The organism is Nocardia brasiliensis IFM 10847 (genome assembly GCF_000710915.1).
GTDB classification, from domain to species: domain Bacteria; phylum Actinomycetota; class Actinomycetes; order Mycobacteriales; family Mycobacteriaceae; genus Nocardia; species Nocardia brasiliensis_A.
Genome location: NZ_BAUA01000044.1, coordinates 125,959 through 149,950 on the forward strand (window position 1 = coordinate 125,959; position 23,992 = coordinate 149,950).

Annotated in this window: 23 protein-coding genes and 2 tRNA genes; 4 read left to right on the forward strand and 21 right to left on the reverse strand. The window is 67.4% G+C overall.

Features of this window, described 5'->3' with window-relative positions; genetic code table 11:
- Positions 1–77: 77 nt before the first annotated feature.
- The 15 genes from ssb to NBRGI_RS09270 form a co-directional block, all read right to left on the reverse strand.
- Entirely contained in the window at positions 78–524 is a 447-nt protein-coding gene (ssb, locus tag NBRGI_RS09195) for a single-stranded DNA-binding protein (RefSeq protein ID WP_029894503.1), read from the reverse strand.
- Positions 525–1,037: 513 nt separating this feature from the next.
- Positions 1,038–2,702 carry a DNA cytosine methyltransferase gene (locus NBRGI_RS09200; protein ID WP_051727610.1) on the reverse strand — a complete coding sequence of 555 codons (1,665 nt, stop codon included), beginning with the start codon at positions 2,700–2,702 and terminating at the stop codon, positions 1,038–1,040.
- 265 nt (positions 2,703–2,967) lie between these two features.
- Positions 2,968–3,123 carry a hypothetical protein gene (locus NBRGI_RS48090; protein ID WP_158439838.1) on the reverse strand — a complete coding sequence of 52 codons (156 nt, stop codon included), beginning with the start codon at positions 3,121–3,123 and terminating at the stop codon, positions 2,968–2,970.
- A 94-nt stretch (positions 3,124–3,217) separates the two neighbouring features.
- Positions 3,218–3,859, reverse strand: a complete 642-nt coding sequence (locus NBRGI_RS45040) for a hypothetical protein (RefSeq protein ID WP_051727611.1) — start codon at positions 3,857–3,859, stop codon at positions 3,218–3,220.
- A 203-nt stretch (positions 3,860–4,062) separates the two neighbouring features.
- Positions 4,063–4,323, reverse strand: a complete 261-nt coding sequence (locus NBRGI_RS43600; RefSeq protein WP_148310420.1) for a hypothetical protein — start codon at positions 4,321–4,323, stop codon at positions 4,063–4,065.
- A 121-nt stretch (positions 4,324–4,444) separates the two neighbouring features.
- On the reverse strand, positions 4,445–5,026 hold the full coding sequence (locus NBRGI_RS09225) for a DUF7178 family protein (RefSeq protein ID WP_029894509.1): 582 nt from the start codon (positions 5,024–5,026) through the stop codon (positions 4,445–4,447).
- 4 nt (positions 5,027–5,030) lie between these two features.
- The gene (locus NBRGI_RS09230; protein ID WP_148310421.1) at positions 5,031–5,216 is read right to left on the reverse strand and encodes a hypothetical protein; all 186 of its coding nucleotides are present in this window, start codon (positions 5,214–5,216) and stop codon (positions 5,031–5,033) included.
- Positions 5,217–5,272: 56 nt separating this feature from the next.
- Entirely contained in the window at positions 5,273–6,118 is an 846-nt protein-coding gene (locus NBRGI_RS09235; protein ID WP_029894517.1) for a bifunctional DNA primase/polymerase, read from the reverse strand.
- A 91-nt stretch (positions 6,119–6,209) separates the two neighbouring features.
- The gene (locus NBRGI_RS09240; RefSeq protein WP_029894519.1) at positions 6,210–6,911 is read right to left on the reverse strand and encodes a hypothetical protein; all 702 of its coding nucleotides are present in this window, start codon (positions 6,909–6,911) and stop codon (positions 6,210–6,212) included.
- Between the two features lie 466 nt (positions 6,912–7,377).
- Complete coding sequence (gene dprA, locus NBRGI_RS09245; RefSeq protein WP_081872562.1) at positions 7,378–8,286, reverse strand: DNA-processing protein DprA; 909 nt, start codon at positions 8,284–8,286, stop codon at positions 7,378–7,380.
- Positions 8,283–9,386, reverse strand: a complete 1,104-nt coding sequence (locus tag NBRGI_RS09250; RefSeq protein WP_051727614.1) for a DUF4192 domain-containing protein — start codon at positions 9,384–9,386, stop codon at positions 8,283–8,285. The genes dprA and NBRGI_RS09250 overlap by 4 nt, the downstream gene beginning before the upstream one ends.
- A gap of 256 nt (positions 9,387–9,642) precedes the next feature.
- Positions 9,643–10,608 (reverse strand): DUF2637 domain-containing protein, encoded by a 966-nt coding sequence (locus tag NBRGI_RS45045; protein ID WP_051727615.1) that lies wholly within the window; start codon positions 10,606–10,608, stop codon positions 9,643–9,645.
- A gap of 75 nt (positions 10,609–10,683) precedes the next feature.
- Positions 10,684–11,706 carry a tyrosine-type recombinase/integrase gene (locus NBRGI_RS09260; protein ID WP_029894527.1) on the reverse strand — a complete coding sequence of 341 codons (1,023 nt, stop codon included), beginning with the start codon at positions 11,704–11,706 and terminating at the stop codon, positions 10,684–10,686.
- Complete coding sequence (locus NBRGI_RS09265) at positions 11,703–12,266, reverse strand: hypothetical protein (RefSeq protein ID WP_148310422.1); 564 nt, start codon at positions 12,264–12,266, stop codon at positions 11,703–11,705. Before NBRGI_RS09265 ends, NBRGI_RS09260 begins: the two co-directional genes overlap by 4 nt.
- A tRNA-Lys gene (locus NBRGI_RS09270) sits at positions 12,259–12,331 on the reverse strand. The genes NBRGI_RS09265 and NBRGI_RS09270 overlap by 8 nt, the downstream gene beginning before the upstream one ends.
- Before the next feature lie 274 nt (positions 12,332–12,605).
- Here NBRGI_RS09270 and NBRGI_RS09275 point away from each other — a divergent pair.
- Positions 12,606–13,820: a L,D-transpeptidase gene (locus NBRGI_RS09275; protein ID WP_029894530.1), complete on the forward strand. Its 1,215-nt coding sequence runs from the start codon at positions 12,606–12,608 to the stop codon at positions 13,818–13,820.
- Between the two features lie 46 nt (positions 13,821–13,866).
- On the opposite strand, the gene NBRGI_RS09280 is transcribed toward NBRGI_RS09275, so the two are convergent.
- Positions 13,867–15,534 carry a bifunctional 3'-5' exonuclease/DNA polymerase gene (locus NBRGI_RS09280; RefSeq protein ID WP_029894531.1) on the reverse strand — a complete coding sequence of 556 codons (1,668 nt, stop codon included), beginning with the start codon at positions 15,532–15,534 and terminating at the stop codon, positions 13,867–13,869.
- A 271-nt stretch (positions 15,535–15,805) separates the two neighbouring features.
- Between NBRGI_RS09280 and NBRGI_RS09285 the strand changes: the two genes are divergently transcribed.
- The gene (locus NBRGI_RS09285) at positions 15,806–16,339 is read left to right on the forward strand and encodes a GNAT family N-acetyltransferase (RefSeq protein WP_029894533.1); all 534 of its coding nucleotides are present in this window, start codon (positions 15,806–15,808) and stop codon (positions 16,337–16,339) included.
- Positions 16,340–16,557: 218 nt separating this feature from the next.
- Here the strand turns inward: NBRGI_RS09285 and NBRGI_RS49590 are convergent, their stop codons facing one another.
- Positions 16,558–16,692 (reverse strand): hypothetical protein, encoded by a 135-nt coding sequence (locus NBRGI_RS49590; RefSeq protein ID WP_268808380.1) that lies wholly within the window; start codon positions 16,690–16,692, stop codon positions 16,558–16,560.
- Between the two features lie 74 nt (positions 16,693–16,766).
- Between NBRGI_RS49590 and NBRGI_RS09295 the strand changes: the two genes are divergently transcribed.
- Entirely contained in the window at positions 16,767–17,600 is an 834-nt protein-coding gene (locus NBRGI_RS09295) for a CoA transferase (RefSeq protein WP_036558112.1), read from the forward strand.
- A 481-nt stretch (positions 17,601–18,081) separates the two neighbouring features.
- On the opposite strand, the gene NBRGI_RS09300 is transcribed toward NBRGI_RS09295, so the two are convergent.
- Both NBRGI_RS09300 and orn read right to left on the reverse strand, forming a co-directional pair.
- Positions 18,082–18,154: transfer RNA gene (locus tag NBRGI_RS09300), tRNA-His, on the reverse strand.
- A gap of 56 nt (positions 18,155–18,210) precedes the next feature.
- Positions 18,211–18,861 (reverse strand): oligoribonuclease, encoded by a 651-nt coding sequence (gene orn / locus NBRGI_RS09305; protein WP_029894537.1) that lies wholly within the window; start codon positions 18,859–18,861, stop codon positions 18,211–18,213.
- 224 nt (positions 18,862–19,085) lie between these two features.
- Between orn and NBRGI_RS09310 the strand changes: the two genes are divergently transcribed.
- Positions 19,086–20,852, forward strand: a complete 1,767-nt coding sequence (locus tag NBRGI_RS09310) for a helicase HerA-like domain-containing protein (protein WP_029894539.1) — start codon at positions 19,086–19,088, stop codon at positions 20,850–20,852.
- A 66-nt stretch (positions 20,853–20,918) separates the two neighbouring features.
- Here the strand turns inward: NBRGI_RS09310 and NBRGI_RS09315 are convergent, their stop codons facing one another.
- Together NBRGI_RS09315 and lysA are read right to left on the reverse strand one after the other, a co-directional pair.
- Positions 20,919–22,199, reverse strand: a complete 1,281-nt coding sequence (locus tag NBRGI_RS09315; RefSeq protein WP_029894541.1) for a diaminopimelate decarboxylase family protein — start codon at positions 22,197–22,199, stop codon at positions 20,919–20,921.
- A 329-nt stretch (positions 22,200–22,528) separates the two neighbouring features.
- Positions 22,529–23,872: a diaminopimelate decarboxylase gene (lysA, locus tag NBRGI_RS09320; protein WP_029894543.1), complete on the reverse strand. Its 1,344-nt coding sequence runs from the start codon at positions 23,870–23,872 to the stop codon at positions 22,529–22,531.
- Between the last annotated feature and the right edge of the window lie 120 nt (positions 23,873–23,992).

The window sequence follows — 23,992 nt, forward strand, 5'->3', positions numbered from 1 at the left end:
CCACCTCCTGGTTGTCGTGCAGAACAGCAGCAGGGAGCCGCTCACGGATGAGCGGCTCCCTGCGTAGGTGACAGCGATCAGAAGCCGGGCTGATCCCCGACACCGGCACCGACCAGAGCGCGGTCACCGCGGCGGGCACCCGGCTGCTCATCGTCGGCCGCCTCGCGGACGTGCACCTCGGCAGTGACGTACTTGAGCGACGGCCCGATGTCATCGACGATCAGCTCAGTGATCCACTGCATAATGCCGTTGCGGTCCTCATAGCTGCGCTGACGCAGCCGACCGAAGACGACCGCCCGCATGCCCTTGGCCAGCGTGGCCGCGACATGATCAGCCAGCTCGGCCCACGCCACGCACCGCATGAACACCGTGGCACCATCGCGCCACTCGTTGGACTCACGATCGAACACGCGCGAGTTCTGCGCGACGGTGAAGTTCGCGACGGTCTGGCCGCTGGGCAACAGCTTGTGCTCGGGGTCAGCGGTGAGATTACCCATAACCGGGACGACGATTTCTCCAGCCATGACAATGCACTCCTCGAATGAGAAACGGAATTGGACTGACCCCAACCCCTCCCGACCCCCGATCCGGAGAACTCCGTGATCGGGCGGTGCCTGGAGGGCTGGCGATCTGCGGCTTCGCCATCAGGGGAGGGCCGGGCCCTGCGGGCCGGCGGGGGTTCTGCGGTGCGGGGATGGGGATCGCCGCGCTCTTTGCGGCGACCGGAGCGCCAGCGGAGGTTCGTCCCCATCGCCGTGCCGCAGGTTCATCGGCGGTTTACCCGACCACCCCTGATCCCCTTGGGGCAGATCGCCAGCACTCCGGACACCAGCTCGATCCGCGCACTGCTACTTGCCTGGGACCGCCGGACAGTTCACCCGTGCGCTCAACGTGACATGTCGAGGACTGGGACGCCAGTGCGGCGATGAGACGCGCGAACTGCAAGGTGTTGTTGGTGGGCATCGGGGTTCCCTGGTTAGAGTTGGAGGGGTCCCGGGCAGGTAAGGACTGCCCGGGACCCACTGTGTGCGGGGGATTTAGGCGGCGACGGGGGCCGCCCACCGCTCCATCTGTTCGCCGGTGATCGCCTCGACCAGCGCGGAAACGATGACTTCGGCCGCGGGCGGGGTGACGGCGTTGCCGTACTGGCGCACGCGTTCGCGTTTGTTGCCCAGTACGACGTAGTCGCGGGCGAACGCCATGGCCAGACCGATCTCGTCCGGGTCGAGCATGCGGAAACGCACGTCGTCGATATCGAGGTCGGCCATGGTGTCCGGATTGACCAGCGCGAACCGGTCGCGGGTGGAAACCGTGGGTACCGGTTGCCCGATGGGGCGGGCCAGTCCGTTGCTGTAGTAGGGCAGCAGTAGTGCTTCGCGGACCTGCTCGGGCAACGGGTCGGGGGTGACCAGTCCGTGGTGGTTGCCGCTGGCGGTCACCGTTGCCAAGGGGTCGGTGGCCGGGCGGGCGTCGGATGCTCCGCCGCGCAGTTCGGCGATGAAGGGCAGGAATGCTATGCCGGTTTCGGCGCGGGTGGTCTGGGTGCGTAGCGGCAGGCTGGCCGGTACCGCTTCCTTGCCGTCGCGGCCTTCGCACGGCACGACCAGGGCGTGGTTGCTGCCGTCGGCGACGATGGTGGCCAGTGGATCCAACAAGCCCACCGTGCGGGCGCGGTCGGACCGCAGCAGCGCCAGGAACGGGGCCGGGATCGCCAGTGCGTCGTTCTCGCGGGTGGTGCGCGTGCTCAGCGGCTCGGTGACCGGGGCCGCCGCGTCGCGCCAGGTGCCTCCGGCGGGGACCATGAGCGGGATGGCGTAGCGCTGCAACCCTGCCCGGATGCGGGCCATGGTCTTCTCGGCGAGGGGGCGGTCGCGGTCGCCGATGCGCTGGCCCGGTATCGACCAGTCGATGACGCTGGCGGCGGGGTAGGCGGGCGGTTCCACGATCGTGTTGCGACACCGGACGTGCGGGCACCGGTAGATGTACTGCTGGCGGTAGCGGCCCATATCCGCGCCTGGCGTTTTGAACACCTGCATCGCGTGGACCCATTGATCGCAGGAGGGGCAATAGGCCAACGGGCGCAACCATTTCGACCAATCCGGTGTGCGGCCCAGCTTGGTGTCCCAGTAGGCGACGTACAACCGGTCGCGCGACTGTGGTGCGACCGGGGTACGTGCGGGCTGGGCGTGCATCGAGTTCAACGCGATAACCCGTGTCTGGTAACCGAGTTCGCGAATCGAAGCCAGCCAGTGCGACCATTTGTCCCACTGGCGGACATCGACCACGTTCTCCACTACTCCGGCACGGATACGCCCACCGCGGGCGATCACCGTACGCAGGTACAGCGGAACCTCTTCCATGAGAGCGCGGCTGCGGTCGGCCTCCTCGTCGCGGGGAGTATCGAATAGGTCACCCTGCATGGTGGCGTCGTAGTCGCGTTTCTTGCCTCGCGCGACACTCCATTGCGGGCACTCCGGAGACGCCCAGAAGATGTCGGCGACAGGCAATGTCGCGACTCGCCTGCGTCCGTCTTTGCTGCTGAGATCTCCGCAGAAGTGGTCGGCGAGAGGGAAGTTGGCAGAGTGAGATTCGATGGCGCGGTCCCAGTGGTTCGCGCCGAAGAACACTTCGACGCCGGGTACTTGGCCCATCGCCTGCGAGTCGCCACCGGCGCCGCAGAACCACGACATGGCTTTCAACATGGGTGCGTCCCTTCGTATTCGGACGTGGGTCGGACACGACGAAGGGCCAGGCAGGTAAGGACTGCCTGGCCCTTCGAGGTGCGGGAGCTAGTTGATGAGTGGCTAGAACGGGTTGTGGTCGTGGACGGGCAGCACGTGGCCTGGCGGATAGCCGAGCAGAGCCTCGATCGGGTCGCTGAACATCGCGCTGCCGCCGGCGTAGTTGCCGCTGTGGGCTGTGTAGTAGACGGCCGGTTTATCCGGGTCGAGTTCCAGCGGTGTCAGGTTAGGCGTATTTCTGGGGCGGTTGTCTGCCGTCGAGCCGGTAGCGGTATTCGATGTACACGACCACCGCCGGGGCGGTGGCGCTGAGCCGGCTTTGCCGCCACCAGGGTGTGGCCACGACCCGACCGCCGTTGGTCTCGTCGATGAGGCCGACCACGGTGAGCTGATCGTGGCTGGCAGTGATACCGCGGTCTTGGTTGCGTTCACCGACCGGTAGACGTCCACACGTAGGCCGAACACCTCGGACCAATTCATGCCGGACATTCGTGAGGTCCTCTCTCAGAAGCGAATTCGGCGTCCGGAATCCCAGGTGCCGGAGCGGCACGGCGCGGGATCGATCCCACGATCCGGCAGGTGACTGCTTGTCCGAGGTGTTCGCCCGCGCATTCGGGGCTGGGGTCCGGGATGCGCTGGACCTGTTGCTCGGATCGTCGCGCGCGGGTTTCGAGTTCGTCGATTTCGCTGCCGACGCTGGATTCGTAGTAGTCGAGGGCTGCAGTGTGGTTGTCCGGATCAGGCAGAGAGGCGGCTTTCCACATGCGCAGGAACAAGCCGACTGCGGCAGCGGTCAGAGGCGCGGTGAGGCTGGCGCGGTGGGTGAGCAACAGGACTTCCACCGCCGTACCAGGGCGGGTGTCCGCACCCGCGGCGACGCGTTCGAGAAGCTCGCGGCAGTGTGCGCGCAGCAGCATCTCGCAGTACAGGTTCACATTGGTCAGCTGCATCAGGTAGAACGCGTGGAACAGCACATCGGCCTGGCCGGGGTGGCGCTGCTGAGCAGCCGCGATTTCCTCTTCGGTCCACTGGTGCTGCTCGGCGTAATTGCCGCATATCCTGCTGACCTGGCGGAGCAAGAGCTCAGCGGTGGCGGTGCCGATCGTGTCGAAATCCATTGCTGCTCAGTCCTTTCGGGAAACGGTAGATGGACCGGGCGCGAGTGCGTCCGGTCCATCAAGGGGAGGTCGTTGTGTGGAGGCCAAGCTGTGGCCACCAGGTACGGCACTACGGCCCGTGCCGGTTATGCCGAAATTCGTTGTTGCCACCTTTGTTTGGAGTTCGAGAGATGAATTGATCCCATCGCGGCATGCCTGCGGACCTAGTCCGGATCGGGGGTGGAGCTGCGATCAGGACGGTTGGTGCGGATGGGCCGGACGCGATGGACATGGGATGTGTCGCGTAAGTCGTCGTCGCCGTGGTCGTCGCAATAGGCCGTGGAGAGCCAGCGGCGAATCCCCCAGCGCTCCAGATCGATCCAGCGGGTCGCGGGCTTGTTGCATCCGAAGATCCAGCATCCGATCGAACCGTCGGGGAGCCGGTTGAAGTGCTGCACAGTCGATTTGCTGCTTCCCTTACCCATGACAGGAGAGTCCTTTCCGTTGGAGGAGAGTCGGCGCCGTCGGATCGTGGTGGCGGCACGATGAAGCCCCGCGCTGAGGCGGCGGGCAGGAGACCGGTGGCGCGCCGAGGCTTGGGGTGATTCAGTCGGGCTTGCCGCGGATGACGGTCCAGGTGACCGCTTGAAGGACCGTCGGGGTGATCGAGTGGTCGTGAGCGACGTGTCGGTAGAGGTCGGCGGCGGCGTCGTAGAAGCCGACGCGGCGCAGGCGGCGGGCCGGGTCCGAGATTCCGGCGACGCGTGCGGACCAGACGTCGATGACAACGGCGTCCGGGTCACCGAGGATCGCGGCGGCGAAGGCACGGGTCTTCGGTGCGGTCGCGGCGAACGTCGTCCACGGATCAGCGGCGACGAGAGCGGCGCGAGCACGGCCGACATTGGCACCGATCGCCCCTCGTGCCTCGCCGATGGTCAGTAGAGCGCGGGCGAAGCCGATCGTGCGCGCCCAAGGGGTGCGGGGCGAGAGGTGCGCGAGCACGATGGCGGCGGTCTCGACGGCGACCTCGCCCTCGATAGCGAGCTGGGTGGCGAGAGCACGTGCGTCGGGATACCAGCGGCGTCCGGCCTCGAGATCCTGTGGCGTCGCGGCGGCGAACACCCGAGCAATGTTGCGGGCGATGCGGCGAGGTGAGAGCCCGGCCGTGATGATCGGATCACACGACATCGGGTCACCACCGGGACGAATCCGTGACAGCGGGAGCGACCGTATGGGCGATGTTGTCGTCCGAACCCGTGACGGTGAATACGGTTGCGCTGCTGTCGAAATCGAGCCGTGCCTCGCGGGCCAGGCGCGCCGCGTCGCACGGAGTCCCAGCGGTGAGGTCGATTTCCCAAAGCACACGAAACTCAGGCATGAGCACTCCTCGGGAGCGGAAGGAAAGACTGCGGGACGGAAGGCCAGCGGCGGAGATCACTGCGGTCGGGCCAGACGGCGCGGCCGGTTGGCGCCGATGGTGAAGCCGCTGGCGATCGTGCGATACATCTCACGGGCGGTGAAATTCTGGATTCCGATGTGGCCCTGCGCCGCGGCGGCAAGGGAGTCACGGGTGAACAGCTGGTCGAGTTCTCCGCCCGCCACCAGACGGCCGAGAGTGAACGAGGCGCGGAACAAGGTGATGTTGCGAACGCCCGGCTCCGCTGCGCGGACGTTGTGGGTTTCGGCGGCGACGATGGCGTTGAGGTAGGCGTCGAGACTGCGGGGCGGTGTCGACATCGAACGGTTCGGGGAAAGTGGCTGTGGCGCAAGCAGTTCGACTATCCAGTCCGGCAGCACCACCGGTGGACGGGCAGACAGAACGCGGTAGGAGCCTGGTCCGATCCGCGATCCTGCGGCCACGACGTAGCCGCCGTGTCCCCGCGAGTCGATTCCGGCACCGATTCGAGAGGCGGTATTGGGCAGGCGCATACCGGCGGGAACCCGGTAGTAGAGGTGACGGCCATTCGGTGTCGCCACCGCGAAGGTGAGCAACGACGCCCGCGCCGATGCATCAACCGCGAGCTGGCAGAGGGTGTCGGCCCCGTCGTGGTCATGGCGGGTGTCGAGGTCTATCACATGCAAATCGCTGGGGCCGGTAGCGATTCCGATGTTGTAGGTGGGATTGCGTGTCCACCATCGAGTGATGCGATCGTGGTCGGTCGTGGCCTGGTTTGGCCAGGCCACGATGGCGGGACGTTTGGAGCCTGGCCGCAAAGGAAAGACCATCCACCCCCGCTCCGCCGCAGCGTAGGCGGCGTCACGGAATCTGTTGGGGGACACGGCGTATTCCTCCTCAAAGTGGTCGCGCCGGGCCCGGCTCTCCTGAGTGGGAGGGCCAGGCCCGGCGCGATGTGTGGATAGGTGCTCAGGGTCACGAAGTGGCCGCAGCGGGTTCGGGTGTCCAGGACACGACGGTGCGCCCGGAGGTCAGATCGGTGATCTCGATCGAGTCGACCGTTTCGCCGCATGCGTGGTTGTGCGCGACGATCTGTTCCGGTGTCGGCGTGTGCGCGGTGCACGCGTGCGCGACGGTGAGGAAAGGGGCCATCGATCCCCGGATGGTGGTGCGGGTCGTGGCGGCGACGCCTTTGCCGAAGTGCTCGGCCAGCTCGCAGCGTGGTGGCAGTGCCACAACGACTTTCGCGCCGACACTCAGCTTGTGCAGGACCTGGCCCTCGCGTGCGAGCCACCACCCGCCACGGTGGCGGCGCACCACATAGTCGAGCGGAAGTCGCGCGGTGAGCGCTCGGGCACCGGCCGCAGTGAGCGACCCGGAAACAGCTACGCGCATCTCGTCACCGCGATCTGTGACCGTGAACGCGGAATCGATGGTGTAGGTCGCGGTGCGGCGTTGCTGCCGCCCGCCGGTGGAGTCGCGGGTGAACGCCACGCCGGATGAGACCCGCCGTGCCGGGCCGCCGAGTTCGCGGCGCGCTGCCGCGGCCAGCTGGGCCGACCAGCTGGCCTCGGAGATCGGCGGATCATCGATCGACCGCGACAGCGTGACATGCAGCATCGAACCTTCGCGCTGCGCGACCACGGTGCTGCCCTGCGGGTTCTGGTATGCCGACATCGAGGGAACCTCCTTGAAAGCGATAGGGATTCACCAGCCGACCCCTGGGCGTGAAACGTGGCCGTGCTGGATCGGCGATGGGGTGAAGGATGGGGATCGGCTGGCGTGGGCCCGATGACATGCCCACGCCAGCCGACGACAACGCGCCCGGGGCCAGTCACAACCGCGGCGGCACCAGGACTGGCCGTGACGTGCGGGTGTGGTCGGTGGGGCGCTATACGCGGATACCGGCGGCGGGGAGGGCGGTCAAGCCGTTCCGCCGACGATCGGTGCCGGATATGTGACGGTTTGTGCCTGTTGGTGTGAGGCGCGGTGCGGCTTGACCGCCCGCGCCGCCGGTGTAGCGTGCGCCCGCCCACCGACCACCCGTACGCGACGAAACCGACACCCCGCACCTGATAAGGTCTGCGGCAGGATCGTCATCGCCCCTTTTCCTCGGGCGGGGGCAGCGTATTTGCGGGCACCGCTATCGTGTGGGTCCAGAATGGCTGACCAAGGTCTGGCGAATATCGTCTGCGCAGGTCACCAACTGTGCGTCACCGTCCGCGATGAATCGGTGACAGCCCGCTGACGCTGCCGAGGTCACCGGTCCGGGAACCGCGAGCACCGGGCGGCCGAACCGCGCGGCCCAGCGCAACGTGGACGCCGCCCCCGAGCGCGCCCCGGCCTCCACGACGACAGTCGCTGCTGACAACGCCGCGACCAGCCGGTTCCGGTCGAGGAACGTCTGCCGCCGAGCGGTCGAGCCCGGTGGATATTCGGTCACCACCAGCCCGTCGTCGGCGATCGCGTCCAGCAGCCGGTCGTGCGCGAACGGGTACGGGCGGTCGAGCCCGCACGGCATCACCGCCACCGTCACCCCGCCGACCGCCATCACCGCGCGATGCGCTGCCGCTTCGATGCCGAACGCTGCGCCAGCCGCCACAGTCCAGCCCGAACCCGCGAGATCAGCAGCGATCTCGGTGGCGACATGGTTGCCGCAGTCGGTGCTGGCTCGTGCTCCGATCACCGCGACCGCACGGTCGGTGACCTCCCGCAGCGACCGGTCCCCGCGCACCCACAACGCGACCGGCGGTGCGTCACCGACGTTGTCCGAGCGCGACGGCAGGCACTCCAACATCTCCTGCGGCCATTCGTCATCCTCGGGAGTCACCAACCGGCCGCCCAGACGCTCCACCAGGTCCAGATCCCGCGCCGCGGCCTTCAGGCCGGAGGCACCACGATCGAGGACATTCTGATCCACTGGTAGATCACCGGATTGCAGCATCAGGGCCGCTCGGCTGGGGCCGATCTGATCGATCAGCGCAGTCAGCGGGCCGCACGGACCCGATGCCGCGCGAGACAGTAACGCCCATGCCAGACGGTCAATGCTCATCGCGCGCCCTCCGTGCCGGAATCGGCTGTGGCGGCACCGATATCGACGCGCAGATCAGCGGCGGCTTCGATCCCGGAGTTGACGAGCTTGGCCAAGCGCGCGGGCGGCAGCGCCGTCTGCAACCCGATATCGAGTAGAACCGCCATCCTGTGCTCGGGATCAGAGGCCAGCGCCTGCTCGAGGGCAATCCCGGCCAGCACACCGTCGCCACGCAGATACGCACTGAACGCCAGCAAGGTAGCGGCCTCTGCTCGATCCGGGTCGGGCAGTGCACGCGTGAGAACACTCCACAGGTGCTCGGCAGCGTGCGCGTGCGCACCACCCGCGACGCCGAACATGACGTCGCGGACGGCCAGATCACGCAGCGCGACACTGACTTCGGCGATCGCGCGCGCCGGAATCGCCACCACGGCACGAGCCTGGGCGATGACCGACAGCACCCGACACAACGCCATCCTGGTGTAGGCGTCAGGATTGTTGATCTGGATCGCACGAGCCAGCCGCCGCTGCGCATCGGCGGCCGCGTCCGGCAGGTGAGCCAACACCTGTGCGCGCATCACTTTGTCGATGGCGATGAAATCGACCAACTCCTCTCGCGACGATCGCAGCACACGACCGGCAAAAACGTGTTGGGCAGCTACCTGCGAGGCCGAAGGGTCCGGCAGAAGACCGTGGAACTCCGGTGATTCGATGTTCCACCAACGAGCGGCTTCGCTGATCCGCGGCATTGCCCATGCTCCGGCGAGTACGACATCGCAGGCGGCCAGATCCTGTCGTAAACGATCGACCAGCCGTTGATGCTCGACATCGTTGGCACCGCAAGCGTCGTCGGGACGCGAGGCACGGTCATCGATGATCACCGCCAGCGCATGGACAGCACCAGAGCTCCGGCAAACCTTTACAAGGCGCTCCGGCAGCAGCGAATCTTGCCCTGCAGGAGGCAGATCGAGACGAGCAACGACCTGCACATCATGGGTGTGGGCAGACGATTGGCGCAGCACAGCGACGACCAACGACCGCTCCGGGACGAATCCCAGCATCGCCGGCACCGCGGCGATGAACTGACCAGGTTCCTTCAGCACAGCTTCGAACGACGACATCGACGACTCCTCAACGAGACGAGCCCGATAAGCGCGCCGAAACACCCGCGTACAGGTGTCCGCCGCGCCTTCGGGGCGGTGGGCGCAACGCGTCGACACCGGCGGCGTCAGTGGGCGGTCAAGCCGAGAAACCCACTCGTCCGGCCACGGTCGAACTGTCGGCACCTACCGTGGTCGGCACACGCGGCTTGACCGCCCACGCCGCCGGTGTAGCGTGCGCCCGCCCACCGCCCCAAAGGCCGCGTGGCGATATCGCCTAGTCGTTGATTCGACTGTCCAGTGACGAGTCCGGCACAGACAGGACCGAATTCCGTGATTGCGGTTCAGGATTCGAGCTGCCTAGCGCATCCAGACACATGGGGTTCACGGGCCTGGACAGAGCATGGTTGCCCAGTAGGTCACGCGCCTGACTGATAATCCGGCTGACACTCGAACGGCTGCGATCCATCTCGCGAGCGATCTGCGAGGGGCTCCACCCATCTTCGTGATGACGGGTGGGGACTCGCGCCACCACCGTGGGGTCACGGCGCCGGGCAGGGTCGCTCGCGCATATGAGTCTCGCGACCTGGATCCAGGATTCATCGCTGCGGGAGGGCTGAGCTGGTGTGCGCACATCGGAAGCGCATTCGTGGGCGTCGGGCACAGGGCCTGGGTCTGATTGATCGGGTGAGTTCTGCGTGCACAGAACTGCGGCAACTGGTGGCAGCATTGGCGAAGCCGCGTGCGCACGGGTGGTGATCGGGGTATGGGCGATGGCGAGCAGGGCGAGCGTCGCCTGGGCCTGGGAGCCCTCGACGATGACGGGCCAAATCCAGGCTTCCCGTTCCGAGATTCCGGCCATGACCGCGAGATCGCGCAGAGCGGTGAAGGACAACCGGAACGCCCCGGCCGCGATCAGCATGGTCATGAACGTCGTGAGCAAGTGGATGAGCCTGGATCGGGCGTGCGCACGCAGCAGCATCGTGACGCCGTGCACCGCTGTCATCAGCGCGACCGGGGGCACGACGGCGACCGCCGCAGCCACGATCGCCAGTGATCGAGCGTGCAGTACGGCGTGCACCGCATTGCCGGAGATGCTCACGGCGACGGACACGATCAGCACACACCAAAAGAAGCGGACGGAAGCAGAGGAGCCGAACTCGGAACGGGCATGGACGGGCTGTGCGCACTCGATTGCGCTCGTGCGCACGGAAGACCGGATAACGGTCATGAAGAACTCCATCAGCGTCGGACACCCGACCGCGCTTCGCGCCGGTGCCACACACGGGCTATTGCGCGGTCGGGTGCGGATGTCGAATCAGGCTGCGGCGAGTGGATGTGGTTCGCCGGTGAGAGTGGCCAGCGCGAGCGCGACCTCCTCGAGGCAGGCCCGCACGTAGGTCGCGGTCGAGCCGTCGGATTTGCTCTCGGCGTGGCCGGCATAGGCGCGGGCGATGGCATACCCGAAGGTTCGCTCGACCCAGGTCAAGGTCGTGTGCCGGAGCCAGTGCGTGCTGATCTGCTGCTTCTCCACCCACGGCAGCTCGAGTCCGATGCGGGTCCACAGGCCGTCGTAGCGGCGGCGCGTGATGGGTTTGCCGCTGCGGTAGCGCAGCAGTTGTTCGCCGGGATGCGCGCCGCGCGTCTGGGCATGGTGGAGCAGGTTGGCCATGAGTGTCGGGGAGACCGGTTGCCACCGTGAGACTTTGCCCTTTTCCCGTAGGAAGATCAGGCATTGCTGCGGATCCAGATCCTCCGGCCGCAGCGCCAGTGCCCCGCCGCGACGGCACGCGGTCTCCGAATGCAGCCGCAGCAGGAGAGTGTCCAAATCCGGGTCGTTGCCGGTAGTCGCCGCGACATGGGCGATCTCGGCGATCTGGCTCAGCGGCAGCCCTCGACGGGTGGACGGGACTCGGCGAGGTTTGGGCACCCGGCGCGCCGGATTGTCACCCGGGCGAATCAGTCCGTCGTTCTCCGCCTGCCGGTACAGGAACCGCAGGGCACCGATCATGGCTTCGGCGGCTCCGCGGCCATCGCGGGCATTGCGATCCTGCTTGGCGTTGCGCCGCGCGGTGTCTCGCATATCGGTGATCTCACCGACGGTCGGCTCGTCGAGGCGACGTGCGCCCCACAGCTTTTCGAGTGCCTTCCAATGGGTGTTGTAGGTCTTGAGGGTTCCCGGTGCGACCACCCTGGCTCTCACCACGGGGATGTACTCGGCGAAAGTTGGTGCTGTCGCGCGGATATCGAGCAGGTCAGCGGGGGTGATGCCCATCCGGGCCAGGAGCGTGCGGGCGGCGTCGAGTTCGGCCTCGTTGACCGGTTGCGCAGAGGTGGTCACTGCTGTCCACCCCCGTCGATCTGATCGCAGATACCTGCGACGAGAGTGTCGAATGCGTTCTGACAGACGATGATCAGCCGATTCTGATCCGGGTGCGCGGCCAGCAGCACCCGGTGGCCGATACGCACCCGCGCCGCCCGCCGGATCCGAGCGGGGATCGGCAATTGGCCGTTGCGGGCGATGGCGTACACGCCGTCCGATGGCGATGTGACAAGGATTACATCGGGCAGTACGGGCTCGATATGGATCGGCGTTCCCGCCTCCCAGCCCAACGACGACAGGACCGATCGTTCGGCGATCCGACCGGCATAGTTGACCAAGACCGACCCGAAGACCACCTTGACCCGGCTATAGGACGTGGGCGGCATCGCCTCGAGTCGTCCGCGCGCACGCGGGACGACAACCGATTCGGGAGAGGGCAAAGGAACGACCGGCGGAACAGTGCCGACCTGGTTCTTTGAAGGAAAGCCGCTGGTAGAAGGGCCGCCAGAAGCGTGTTCCAGTGCACTAGAGCACGGAACACGGTTGTTCTGTTCGTGAGTAGAGAAAGGGTGCGCCATCAGGGACTCGAACCCCGAACCCGCTGATTAAGAGTCAGCTGCTCTGCCAATTGAGCTAATGGCGCTTGCTCCGTGTTCCGGTGCGTGAGAAACCTTAACAGGCCGAGGGTGCAGATGTGAAATCGCGCCCTGACCGGCGCGGATGGGTGCGTCGGTTGCCGTGTTAACAACTGAGGGGGCGGTTCGGATCTATCCCGTGTAACACCACTGTGTCGACGCGGGATTCGCGTTGGTGCGAGCCCTTCGGGCTGGCAGAATGTCCGAATGTGGTCTCGACCGTTCCGCAGACACGGCGGGTTGAGCTGTAGCGGGCGGGATCGACTTGAAACGGGGTTGAAGATGAGCGTTGGACGAGGTCGGCGTCGGTGGATCCGACATATCAGCGGGCCTGTTGCCGTGCTGGCGGTGGCAGCGTTGGCCCTGTCGGGTTGCTCCTCGTCGAGCACGACGGACTCGTCCACGGTCATGATCGACCGTAATCCGATGCTGGAGTTGATCAAGCCGAAGCTGATGTCCCCGGTCAAGGACGGCGATGTCGGAGTGTCGCCGGGCGTGCCGCTGGCCTTCCACGTCGAAGACGGCCGGTTCACGAATGTGACGTTGGTCAACGCGCAGGACAAGCCGGTGGCGGGCAAGCTGGCCGCGGACGGCCGGTCGTGGGAGACCACCGAGGTGCTCGGCTACGGCAAGACCTACCGGTTGAAGGCGGATGCGATCGGCCTCGGCGGCGCCAATTCGGCGACGTTGAGTTTCACCACCAGTTCCCCGGACAGCCAGACCAAGCCGTATCTGCTGCCCGGCGAGGGCGAGGTCGTCGGCATCGGTCAGCCGGTGGCGGTTCAGTTCGACGAGAACATTCCCGACCGCAAGGCTGCTCAGGATGCGATCAAAATCACCACCGAACCCGCGGTGGAGGGCGCGTTCTATTGGGTGAACAATCGTGAGGTCCGGTGGCGGCCGGAGAACTTCTGGGCACCGGGGACCAAGGTCACCATCAACGTGAACGTCTATGGGCGTGACCTCGGCAACGGTCTGTTCGGGCAGGACAACATCCAGTCGCACTTCACCATCGGCGACGCCACGATCTTCACCGCCGACGACAACACCAAGCAGGTGGTGGTCGAGCAGAACGGCCAGGTGATCAAGACCATGCCGACCTCGATGGGCAAGAACAGCACGCCCACCGACAACGGTATCTACATCGTGGGCGACCGGTTCGACAAGATGATCATGGATTCGTCGACCTACGGCGTGGCGGTGAACTCGCCGGACGGATACAAGACGCCGGTCGACTACGCGACCCGAATCTCCTACAGCGGCATCTTCTTCCACTCCGCGCCGTGGTCGGTCGGGCAGCAGGGCTACAGCAACACCAGTCACGGCTGCCTGAACCTCAGCCCGGCCAACGCGCAGTGGGTGTATCAGAACGCCAAGCGCGGTGACATCACCATCATCAAGAACACGGTCGGCGGCACGCTGTCCGGCACCGACGGACTCGGGGACTGGAACATCCCGTGGCCGGTGTGGAAGGCGGGCAACGCAGACCGCGGTTAGTCACCGCATTCGGGCGGGCCATCGGTGTGAACCGGTGGCCCGCTTGCTATTTGGCGTCGAAGTAGCACTCGACGATCGCCGTGGTGAAGGGAAAGCGAACCGGCGTGGCACCGAAGGTGATGCGCCCCGCGTTCTCCGCGGCGGTGGTGATCGCGGCGGCGACCGTGTCGGCTTCCTCGGCCGGACAATGCACGATGACCTCGTCGTGCTGGAAGAAGACGAGTTCGGCGCGCAACCCGGCGTGCGACATCGCGTGGCGCAGGCCGGCAAGCAGCAGCAGGGCCCAGTCGGCGGCGCTGCCCTGCACGACGAAGTTCCTGGTGAACCGGCCGCGGGCGCGGGCCGCGGAGGTGCCGAACCCGCGGAACTCCTCTTCGTCGTGGGTCGGCTCGACCTCGGGCGCGGTGACCGGCGGACAGGTGCGGCCCAGCCAGGTGCGCACCAGACGACCCTCCTCGCCGGCATGGGCGGCGTCGTCGACATAGGCCATGGCGGCCGGATAGCGACGGCGGAGTTCGGCCACGTGGGCGAGGGCGTCACCGGAGGTCTGGCCGTACATCGCGCCCAGCATGGCGATCTTGGCTTGGTCGCGTTCGCCGCCGAACGCGTGGGCCGCCAGATCCGCGTACAGGTCGTCGCCGCGACCGGCGAGTTCCATCAACCCGGGATCGCGGGACACCGCGGCGAGCACGCGCGGCTCCATCTGGGCGGCGTCGGCGACCACCAGCCGCCAGCCGGGATCCGCGCGGATGGCCTGGCGGATCACCTTCGGAATCTGCAACGCGCCACCGCCATTGGTGGTCCACCGGCCGGAAACCGTGCCGCCGGGCAGGTATTCGGGCCGGAACCGGCCGTCGTGTACCCACTGTTCCAGCCAGGACCAGCCGTTCGCGGTGTGCAGCCGGTAGAGCGACTTGTACGCCAGCAGCGGCGCCACCGCGGGATGATCGATTCGCTGGAGTTCCCATTTCCGCGTGGACGACAGTGAAATCCCCACGCGGGCAAAAGCTCTGATGATGTCCTGGGGCAGGTCCGGACGCACCCGCACGCCGTTGCCGAACGCGCGGGACACCTCGTCGGCCAGTTCCGCCATCCGCCGCGGCTCCAGTCCGCCCGGAAAGCGTTCGCCCAGTAGGTTGTCCAGCAACTCGCGGTGGACGTCCGCGCGCCAGGGGATGCCCGCCAGGTTGAGTTCCGTGGCCACCAGCATGCCCGCCGATTCGGCGGCGAGCAGCAGGCGCATGCGGTCCGGGTGTTCGGTCTTCGCGGTCCGAGCCACCTGCGCCGCGTAAACCTCCAGCAGCGCGGTGAATTCGTCGACGCCGGGCGGCAGTGGCGCCGGGCCGGAATCGAACAGAGACGGCTGGGTCTCGGCGGCCCGGATCGGCGCGTCCGGCGGGACGGGCAGGTTGTGCAGGCGGGCCCACGCGGCCGCGAGCGAGCGGGCTTGGCCCGATTGGCCTTCCTCGTGGCCGATCAACAGAGACTCGGCGGCCTGCACGTCGTAGCAGCGTTCCACGCGCACGCCGGCCGCCAGCAGCGGCCGATAGATGTCGGTGGTACAGCGCCACACCCACCGTTCGACCTCGGGCCGGGACCGGACTGCCTGCGCGAGCGACGGCTCGTGCAGCACCGGGCCCGCAGGTCTGCCCTCCGGGTCGAGTGGGCACAGCCGGGCGCCGCCGTCGCCTGTTTCCGCCACCGCCCACCGCATGCCCAGAGTCTGGCAGCAGGGACCGACAATCCGGTGCGAGGTGTGCGGTCTGGTGGTTGGCCGGAATGCCGGCGCCGGCTGCGACCTCGTCGCGCACGGACCCAGGGGGCCTCGCGGATCGTTGCACACCTCGGCATGCGGCCGCATTCGGGCAGTGTGAGCCACCTGGTGTGCGCGGGTAATTCGTCGCGCACCTGACTGGTGTGGGCGGGCAGCATGTGATCGTCAAAATGAGGTGCCGACTCGCGTCCCGGTGCGGTGAACTCGACCCATGAGGATCAGACCGGGAGGCGGGCCGGACGCCGAGTCCGTCGCGGCCCTGCACACGCACAGCTGGCAGACCGCCTACGCGGGCATAATGCCCGACGCATACCTGCACGGATCGTTGCTCGAGGACCGGCTCGCACTCTGGCGGAACCGTCTCGACGGTGCACCGTCGGACGGCACGCTCTTCATCGCCGACGACGCGGACGGGTTGCTCGGCTTCGCCTATCTCGTCCCGCGCCCCGACGGCCGCCTGCTGATCGACAACCTGCACGTCCAGCCGCGGTTGAAACGTTCCGGTATCGGCGGGCGCCTGCTGCGGCACGTGCTCGCCTGGGCCGCCACCGCACACCCCGGCACCACCGTCTATCTCGAGGTCCTGAAAGACAACACCCCGGCGATCGCCTTCTACGAACGCAACGGCGCAACCCGCACCGACGAACGCACCGCCCACTTCGAGCAGGGTTTCGAACTACCCGAACTCGAATACACCTGGCTGCCTAGCGCTCTGCCCGGACCGGAGATGCTCTGGAACCGCTGATTGCTTTGGGGCCCGCGGCACTCGCCCCGCGCTACCGTCGTTCGGGCTGACCCTCTGCTGTCCGGGCTGACCGTTCGCCATTCGGGCTGGCCCTTCGCCGTCCGGGCCGACCTCCTGCCGGTCGGAGCGGAATACGGCCGATCCGCTGGGCAGTCGAAGGCGGCAAGGTTCTGATCGACGGTTACGTCGTGGCGGTCCTCGTCGTCGATGTGCCCCCTTCACCGGTGGGCCACCCAACGATGCGAGAACTCGACGATGATCGGCGAGCCCGGCGTGTGCTGCGTCGCGGCCAGCGAGGTCAGCCCGGCGAAGACCGCCATTCCATAAGAGCTGCGTGCCATGTGGCAGGGCATCGGTCGTTCCTTATGTGTGAGACATCGGTAACGGTGCACGCAACTCGTAGGCGATACAACTGTATCGTCGCCGTATGGAGAACACCGCAGTGCAGCCGTTGTCCGGGGTCCGGGTTGTTTCCCTGGCCGTGAACCTGCCCGGACCGCTCGCGGCCGCACGGCTCGCGGAGCTCGGCGCGCACGTGATCAAGGTGGAGCCGCCGGGTGGGGATCCGCTCGCGGCCGCCGCGCCGGACTGGTATCGCGCGCTGATCGAGAATCAGGAGATCGCTTCGCTCGATTTGAAGCAGGACGCGGATCGACGCAAACTCGACGAGCTGCTGCAACCCGCGGATCTGCTCATCACCTCGATGCGGCCCAGCGCGCTCGTACGATTGGACCTCGCCCAGCCGCAGGAGCGTTTCCCGCGACTGTCGCTGATCGAGATCGTCGGTCACGCCGACGACCCGGAGCTGCCCGGCCACGACCTGAACTATCAAGCCGTACACGGCACCCTCGTCCCGCCGCAGATGCCGACGGTGCCGGTCGCCGACATGCTCGGCGCCGAGCGAACCGTCTCCACCGCGCTGGCCGCGCTGGTCCGCCGCGCGGAAACCGGTGCGGGACAGCCGTATCGCGTGGCCTTGGAGGAGGCCGCCGCCCGCGCCGGCGATGCGGTCCGCTATCGACTGATGGGCGCCGACGCGATCCTCGGTGGCGCGTTCCCGGGATACGGCATCTATCGATGCGCCGACGGCTACGTCGCGCTGGGCGCCGTCGAACCCCATTTCTTCATGCGCACATTGGCCACCTTCGGCGCCGACGGCAGCCACGAAAGCCTGCGTACCGCCTTCGCCGACAAATCCACCGCCGAACTGGAAGCCATCGCCGCCGCCAACGACCTCCCCCTGAACGCCGTCCGCTCTTAGCCACCCCCTTCCCGCACCACTTCTGCTCTCCCGCACCACCTCGCCATGCCGCAGCGGGTCACAGCTAGTGCGAAGTATCAGAACGAGTGCGGGAGCACGCCGTCGAAGCATCGGCCGCGCCGCGCTCCCGCGCCCGGTGTCCGAGTGCCGGAAACGCCTCTGCACCAAGGCGGCCGCACCGTGGAGGTGCTTGGCTGGCATGGCGCGCACCTTTCGCCTTCCCGCGCGCGTGTCTGCACGCTGACACGCGCGCGGCGCAATGAAAAGTGCGCGTCGGCCCTCCGGACCCGCGCGTGGCGCCCGCCCGGTTCGGCCGTGCGCTTGGCTCGCCGACGTCGCAGGTGAACAGGAACGACGCGGGCCCGGCGCCCCGCCGGTGAACTCGTCTCTCCAGGTCGACGCAGCAGCCCGCAACAGGCACCCCAAACCCCACCAACGAAAAAAGGGCCAGGTCAGGGATTAACCTGACCTGGCCCGTGCGGGTGACCGACGGGACTCGAACCCGCGACAGCCAGGATCACAACCTGGTGCTCTACCAACTGAACTACGGTCACCATTGCCGGGATGAATACCGGCGCCGTCGATATTAGCGTGTCTACCCTTCGAGTCCCTAATCGGTTTCCAGCACGCCGCTGACCTGGGCTGATTCGACGGCCGATGCGGCGGTGCCGATCTCGGCGGCAACGGCGGCGATCTCCGTGGTGGTCGGGCCGGGGGGTGCGACGAACGCCGTGCGCCGGTAGTACTCGAGTTCGCGGATGGATTCCTTGATGTCGGCGAGCGCGCGGTGGGTCAGGCCCTTCTCCGGCTGGCCGAAGTAGATGCGCGGGTACCAGCGACGGCACAGTTCCTTGATGGAGCTCACGTCGATCATGCGGTAGTGCAGGTGCGCGTCGAGCGCGGGCATGTCGCGGGCAATGAAGCCACGGTCGGTGGCGATCGAGTTGCCCGCCAGCGGAACTGTCCGCGGCGTCGGCACGTATTGGCGGATGTAGTCGAGCACCTGCTCCTCGGCTTCGGCCATGGTGACGGTGGAGCGGCGTACCTCTTCGGTCAGCCCGGAGCGCGCGTGCATGTCGACGACCACCGGGGGCATCGCGGCCAGCGCCGCGTCGTCGGCGTGGATCACGATGTCCACGCCGTCACCGAGGATGTTGAGGTCGCTGTCGGTGACGAGCGCGGCCACCTCGATCAGCTTGTCGCTGTCCAGGCGCAGGCCCGTCATCTCGCAATCCATCCACACCACATATTTGTCCGACACGGCAGCAACATTAGCTCTGTCCGATTTGCGGCGCCGTCGCGCCGCGTGTTCGCGACGCGGTGCCCCGGCGGGTTTACGGGTGTGGCGACAATCTCGGCGGGGCGTGCCGCTGCTGTTCGGGCGTTGCGGGGATACAGTTTCGGGCAGATCGGCACAGGCGTTTTCGGTACGACAGCAAACACTGCGTTAAGCAGTTCGAGTCAGACCCAGACGGAGGACGTGCGATGAATACGCCCCAGGAGAAGGCGGCCGCGGCGCGTAAGGCTGCCGAGGAGGCGGCGCGGGTAGCGGCGGAGGCGGCGGCTGCCGCGGAGGAAGCGGAGCGCGAGCTCGCCGAGCAGGAAGCGGGGGCGAGTAAGGCGAAGGCGCAGAGCGCGGCGGCGAAGGCCGACGAAACCGCCGCTGCCGCCGAAGCGGCCGCGGCGAAGGCCGACAAGAAGGAAGCCGCTGCCGCGAACGACGCCACGGGGTCGGCGGCCGCGCAGGAGATCGCGGCGGGCTACACCTTCGACGGGGTGGCGTTGGAGCTCGGCACCGTGGTGGTCGACGGCGAGGTGGATACCACGGCGCGCGTGCGCATCCCGATGCGCACGATGAACCGGCACGGCCTGGTGGCGGGCGCGACGGGTACCGGTAAGACGAAGACTTTGCAGGGCATCGCCGAACAGCTTTCGCGCGCAGGCGTTCCCGTGGTGCTCGCGGATATCAAGGGGGACCTGTCCGGTCTCTCGCAGCCAGGACAGGCCAACGACAAACTCAGTGCGAGGGCAGCCGAAACGGGTGCACAGGACTGGGCGCCGACCGGGTACCCCACCGAGTTCGTCTCGCTCGGCACCAACGGCATCGGCGTGCCGATCCGCGCGACGATCACCTCGTTCGGCCCGGTGTTGCTCAGTAAAGTGCTGGGGCTCAACGAGACTCAGGAATCGACGCTGGGACTGATCTTCCACTGGGCGGACAAGAACGGCCTCGCCCTGCTCGACCTGAAGGATCTGCGTGCGGTCATCACGCATCTCACCAGTCCCGAGGGCAAGGAAGACCTCAAGGGGATCGGCGGCGTCTCGGCGGCCACCGCGGGCGTGATCCTGCGCGCGCTGGTGAACCTCGAGGCCGACGGCGGCGACACGTTCTTCGGTGAGCCGGAACTGGATCCGAGCGACCTGGTGCGGGTTGCGGGCGGCCAGGGTGTCATCACGCTGTTCGAGCTCGGCGCCCAGGCGGCGCGGCCGGTGATGTTCTCCACCTTCCTGATGTGGGTGCTCGCCGACCTGTTCCAGACGTTGCCCGAGGTGGGCGATATCGACAAGCCGAAGCTGGTGTTCATCTTCGACGAGGCGCACCTGCTGTTCGCCGACGCTTCCAAAGCCTTCCTGGATCAGGTGGAGCAGACCGTCAAGCTGATCCGCTCCAAGGGCGTCGGCGTGTTCTTCTGCACTCAGCTGCCCACCGATATCCCGAACCCCGTGCTGTCGCAGCTGGGCGCGCGGATCCAGCACGCGTTGCGCGCCTTCACCCCCGACGACCAGAAGGCGCTGTCGAAGACGGTGCGCACCTACCCGAAGACCAGCACCTACGATCTGGAGAAAGCACTCACCTCGCTCGGCACGGGTGAGGCCGTCGTGACGGTGCTTTCGGAGAAGGGCGCGCCGACCCCGGTGGCATGGACCAGGATTCAGCCGCCGCGTTCGCTGATGGACACCATCGGCGACGACGCGATCAAGTCGCGCGCGCTGTCGAGTTCGTTGCAGGGTAAGTACGGCCAGACCGTCGACCGCGAGTCGGCTTACGAGATCTTGGCCGCGAAAGTGGCGGCAGCGGAGCAGAATCCGGAGGTCGTCGCACCCGCGCCGGGACGATCCTCGAAGGGTGACGATGAGTCGACCGCCGAGCGGATCATGAAAAACCCTGCGGTGAAGAGCTTTCTGCGTTCAGCCGCCACCGCTGCGGGCCGGGAGATCAGTCGCAGCATCTTCGGCACGCGCAAGCGCTGACCGGTTGCCCGCTCCCGACTCGGCCGGCCGGATCGGGGGCGGGCAACCTGCAGCGGGATAGATGTTTCAGCTCGCGTCGCGATCCAGTAGGTGTGGTTCGCGGCGGAGCAGTTCCGTGCAACGGCCGCCCCGTACGCCGATCACCGACATCGCGGGCCCGCGGTGGTACGCACCGGTGCACGGTACGACCAGCAATTCGCCGGGGCGCAGGTCGGCGGGCAACCGGACGTCGGCCGCGAGGATGACGTCGCCCGCACGCCCCGCCACGGTGGCGCTGGACAGCGGCCCGGACGGCCGCCGATTCGCCACCACCGTGCCCGAGTAGGCGCCGGTCGGGGCGCCGCCGCGCTCTTCGCTGTCGATGATCACCGAAATACGGCCGCCGTCATTGTGTTTCACCGACAGCACGCGGTACAGCGTGACACCCGCCCGCGCGACGATGCCGCGTCCGGGCTCCATCGCGACGTTCGGCCGGGGGAAATGCTGTCGCGCACAGGCGGCGTCGAGCGCGTCCTCGATGATCGCGGCCAGCTCGGTGAGGTTCATCTCCGCGTCGCCGTTGCGGTAGGCGATGGCGTGACCGCCACCCAGGTCCAGGTCGGTGAGCAGGCGCTCGTGGTCGCGGCGGACCTGCGCCATCTCGGCGACCAGCCGCCGGATCGCCTCGCCGTAGTGGTCCGGGTTGTAGATCTGTGAACCGAGATGGCAGTGCAAGCCGATCAATTCGAGGGTCGGTGTGCCGAGTACCCGGGCCACCGCGGTGGCGATGTCACCGAGTGCGAAACCTGGGGCGTCGCCGTCGTCCCAAGTCGGGTACCCGTCGCGGCCGATCCCCGGCGCGACGCGCAGCAGCACGCGCTGCGGTCGGGTGGCGATCGAGGCGAGCACGCCGATCTCGTCCAGCGATCCGACCACGATCCGGCCGACCCGGCGGGCCACCGCAGTCTCCAGCGTGGTGCGCGGAGTCCGGTTGGCATGCAGGATGATTCGCTTCGGATCGACACCCGCCGCGAAGGCGGCGTTCAGGTCCGCCGCTGTGGACGCGACCACCGAGAGTCCCTCGGCGGTGACCCAGTTCGCGATGCCGCGCACCAGCAAGGCCGTTGCGGCGTAGCCGATCTCGGCTTCGGTGAAGGTCTTGCGGTACACCCGGCAGCGCTGTCTGACCTCGCGTTCGTCGACCACCCGCAGCGCGGTGCCATACCTGTCGGCGATCTCGGTGAGCGCCACACCGCCGAGCACGATCCGGCCCTCGGCGTCGTAGGCGGCGCCGGCGGGCCACACCGCGGAATCCAGCTGTGCGGCCGTTCCCGGCCGAGGTGGCGACAAGAAGTCCACTAGCGTCACGGCTGCTCTCCTGATCCGCTCCCCGCTTTCTCTGTGCTGCGGGGCCTACCAACTACTACGCCCTTGCGTAGACCCGGGGCAGGTCGCTTAGCGCAACCTTGACCACCGGCCTCGCGATCTTGACGAATCACTGACGCCATGCCCGTCCGCGAGTTCGGCGAACCGCGCAACCTTCGCAAACTCGGCCCTTTTCGGGGCGAGTGCGCTGAGCCCGCGAATGCCATTGCGCCACTCGCGTTCAGCGATCGGTCGCTGAGTCCCGAAGTGGTGCCGCACCGGCCTGCCGCCGAGTTGCGCACGGGCAGGCCGGTGGGCGCTCACCTGCCCGCTCAGTACCCGACGTCGCGACTCAGCAGATCCGTGGTGGTCTCCCGGCGCACCAGCTCCCGGCACTGCCCGTGGCGCACCGCCACGATCGGCGGCCGGCCGACGCTGTTGTAGGACGAGGCGAGGCTGTGGTGGTAGGCGCCGGTGCTCGGCACCGCGAGCACCTCGCCGGGGCGCAGGTCGACCGGCAGTTGCACGTCGGTGGCCAGGATGTCGCCCGCCTCGCAGAACCGTCCCGCGACCGTCGCGGTCATGCTCGCGCAGGTGGGGTGCCGGCTCGCGACGACGACGCTGTAGCGCGCCCCGTACAGCGCGACGCGCGGGTTGTCGCTCATGCCGCCGTCCACGGTCACGTAGGTGTGCCCGCCTTCGATGTGCTTGACCGAGAGCACCCGATACAGCGTCACGCCCGCGTGCGCGACGATCGCGCGGCCGGGTTCCAGCGAGATGGTCGGGCGCGGGAAGTGCTGGCGCGCGCAGGCCGCGTCGAGCGCGTCCTCGATGATGGCGGCCAGGTCGGTGAGGTCCATCGCGATATCGCCGGTGCGGTAGGCCACCGCGTGCCCGCCGCCGAGGTCGAGCTCGGTGAGCAGGTGGCCGTGGTCGGCCCGGACCCGCGCCATCTCGGCGACCATCCGGCGCACCGCCTCGCCGTAATAGTCCGGATCGTGGATCTGCGAGCCGAGGTGGCAGTGCAAGCCCACCAGGTTCAGCTTGGGCTGGCGCAGGATGCGGGCCACCGCCTCGGCCGCGGTGTCGCCGCCGAGCGGGAAGCCGAACTTCTGATCGGTGACACCGGTTTTCACCGCGGGATGTCCGTGCACGTCGATGCCGGGGGAGAGGCGGAGCAGGACATTCTGCGAATCGGTGACCAGCGCCGAGAGCAGGGTGATCTCGGCCAGCGAGTCGACCACGATGCGGCCGACCCCGGCCTGCACCGCGGCGGTCAGTTCGTCGAACGATTTGCCGTTGCCGTGCATGATGATCCGGCGCGGCGCGACACCGGCGGCGAGTGCGATGGCCAGCTCCCCGGCGGAGCACACGTCCACCGACAGCCCCTCCTGGGACACCCAGTTGGCGACCGCGCGGATCATCAAAGCCTTACCGGCGTAGATGATCTCGGCCTCGGGGAAGGCCTTGCGGTAGGCCCGGCAGCGTTCCCGGACCTCGCGTTCGTCCAGGACGTAGGTCGGAGTGCCGTACTGGTCCGCGATATCGGCGAGGGCGACCCCGCCGATCGTTATGCGTCCCGCGTCGTCGTAATGCGTGTCCCGCGGCCATACCGCCGAGTCGAGGCGCGAGGGCATTCCCGACTTCAGCGACGGGAAAATTTCGAGCAGCGTCACGGTGTCTCCTGTGTGCGCCCCCGCTATTCCGTATGCGGGGCCGTTGTCAGGACTACGCCGATTCCCCCTGGGCAAACGTCCAGCTTACGGGTGCTTGACGAGCCGAGCCTCGATCTTGAC

What these genes read in the sequence shown, in the direction of transcription:
- NBRGI_RS09295 (WP_036558112.1), top strand. Translation starts at nt 16,767, where the DNA reads ATGGAGAACACCGCAGTGCAGCCGTTGTCCGGGGTCCGGGTTGTTTCC.
- NBRGI_RS09230 (WP_148310421.1), bottom strand. Translation starts at nt 5,216, where the DNA reads ATGCCTGAGTTTCGTGTGCTTTGGGAAATCGACCTCACCGCTGGGACT.
- NBRGI_RS09280 (WP_029894531.1), bottom strand. Translation starts at nt 15,534, where the DNA reads ATGCGGTGGGCGGTGGCGGAAACAGGCGACGGCGGCGCCCGGCTGTGC.
- dprA (WP_081872562.1), bottom strand. Translation starts at nt 8,286, where the DNA reads ATGAGCATTGACCGTCTGGCATGGGCGTTACTGTCTCGCGCGGCATCG.
- NBRGI_RS09285 (WP_029894533.1), top strand. Translation starts at nt 15,806, where the DNA reads ATGAGGATCAGACCGGGAGGCGGGCCGGACGCCGAGTCCGTCGCGGCC.
- NBRGI_RS45045 (WP_051727615.1), bottom strand. Translation starts at nt 10,608, where the DNA reads ATGGAGTTCTTCATGACCGTTATCCGGTCTTCCGTGCGCACGAGCGCA.
- NBRGI_RS09240 (WP_029894519.1), bottom strand. Translation starts at nt 6,911, where the DNA reads ATGTCGGCATACCAGAACCCGCAGGGCAGCACCGTGGTCGCGCAGCGC.
- NBRGI_RS49590 (WP_268808380.1), bottom strand. Translation starts at nt 16,692, where the DNA reads ATGCCCTGCCACATGGCACGCAGCTCTTATGGAATGGCGGTCTTCGCC.
- NBRGI_RS09200 (WP_051727610.1), bottom strand. Translation starts at nt 2,702, where the DNA reads ATGTTGAAAGCCATGTCGTGGTTCTGCGGCGCCGGTGGCGACTCGCAG.
- NBRGI_RS09265 (WP_148310422.1), bottom strand. Translation starts at nt 12,266, where the DNA reads ATGGCGCACCCTTTCTCTACTCACGAACAGAACAACCGTGTTCCGTGC.
- NBRGI_RS45040 (WP_051727611.1), bottom strand. Translation starts at nt 3,859, where the DNA reads ATGGATTTCGACACGATCGGCACCGCCACCGCTGAGCTCTTGCTCCGC.
- NBRGI_RS09275 (WP_029894530.1), top strand. Translation starts at nt 12,606, where the DNA reads ATGAGCGTTGGACGAGGTCGGCGTCGGTGGATCCGACATATCAGCGGG.
- NBRGI_RS09225 (WP_029894509.1), bottom strand. Translation starts at nt 5,026, where the DNA reads ATGTCGTGTGATCCGATCATCACGGCCGGGCTCTCACCTCGCCGCATC.
- NBRGI_RS09250 (WP_051727614.1), bottom strand. Translation starts at nt 9,386, where the DNA reads ATGTCGTCGTTCGAAGCTGTGCTGAAGGAACCTGGTCAGTTCATCGCC.
- NBRGI_RS09310 (WP_029894539.1), top strand. Translation starts at nt 19,086, where the DNA reads ATGAATACGCCCCAGGAGAAGGCGGCCGCGGCGCGTAAGGCTGCCGAG.
- NBRGI_RS43600 (WP_148310420.1), bottom strand. Translation starts at nt 4,323, where the DNA reads ATGGGTAAGGGAAGCAGCAAATCGACTGTGCAGCACTTCAACCGGCTC.
- ssb (WP_029894503.1), bottom strand. Translation starts at nt 524, where the DNA reads ATGGCTGGAGAAATCGTCGTCCCGGTTATGGGTAATCTCACCGCTGAC.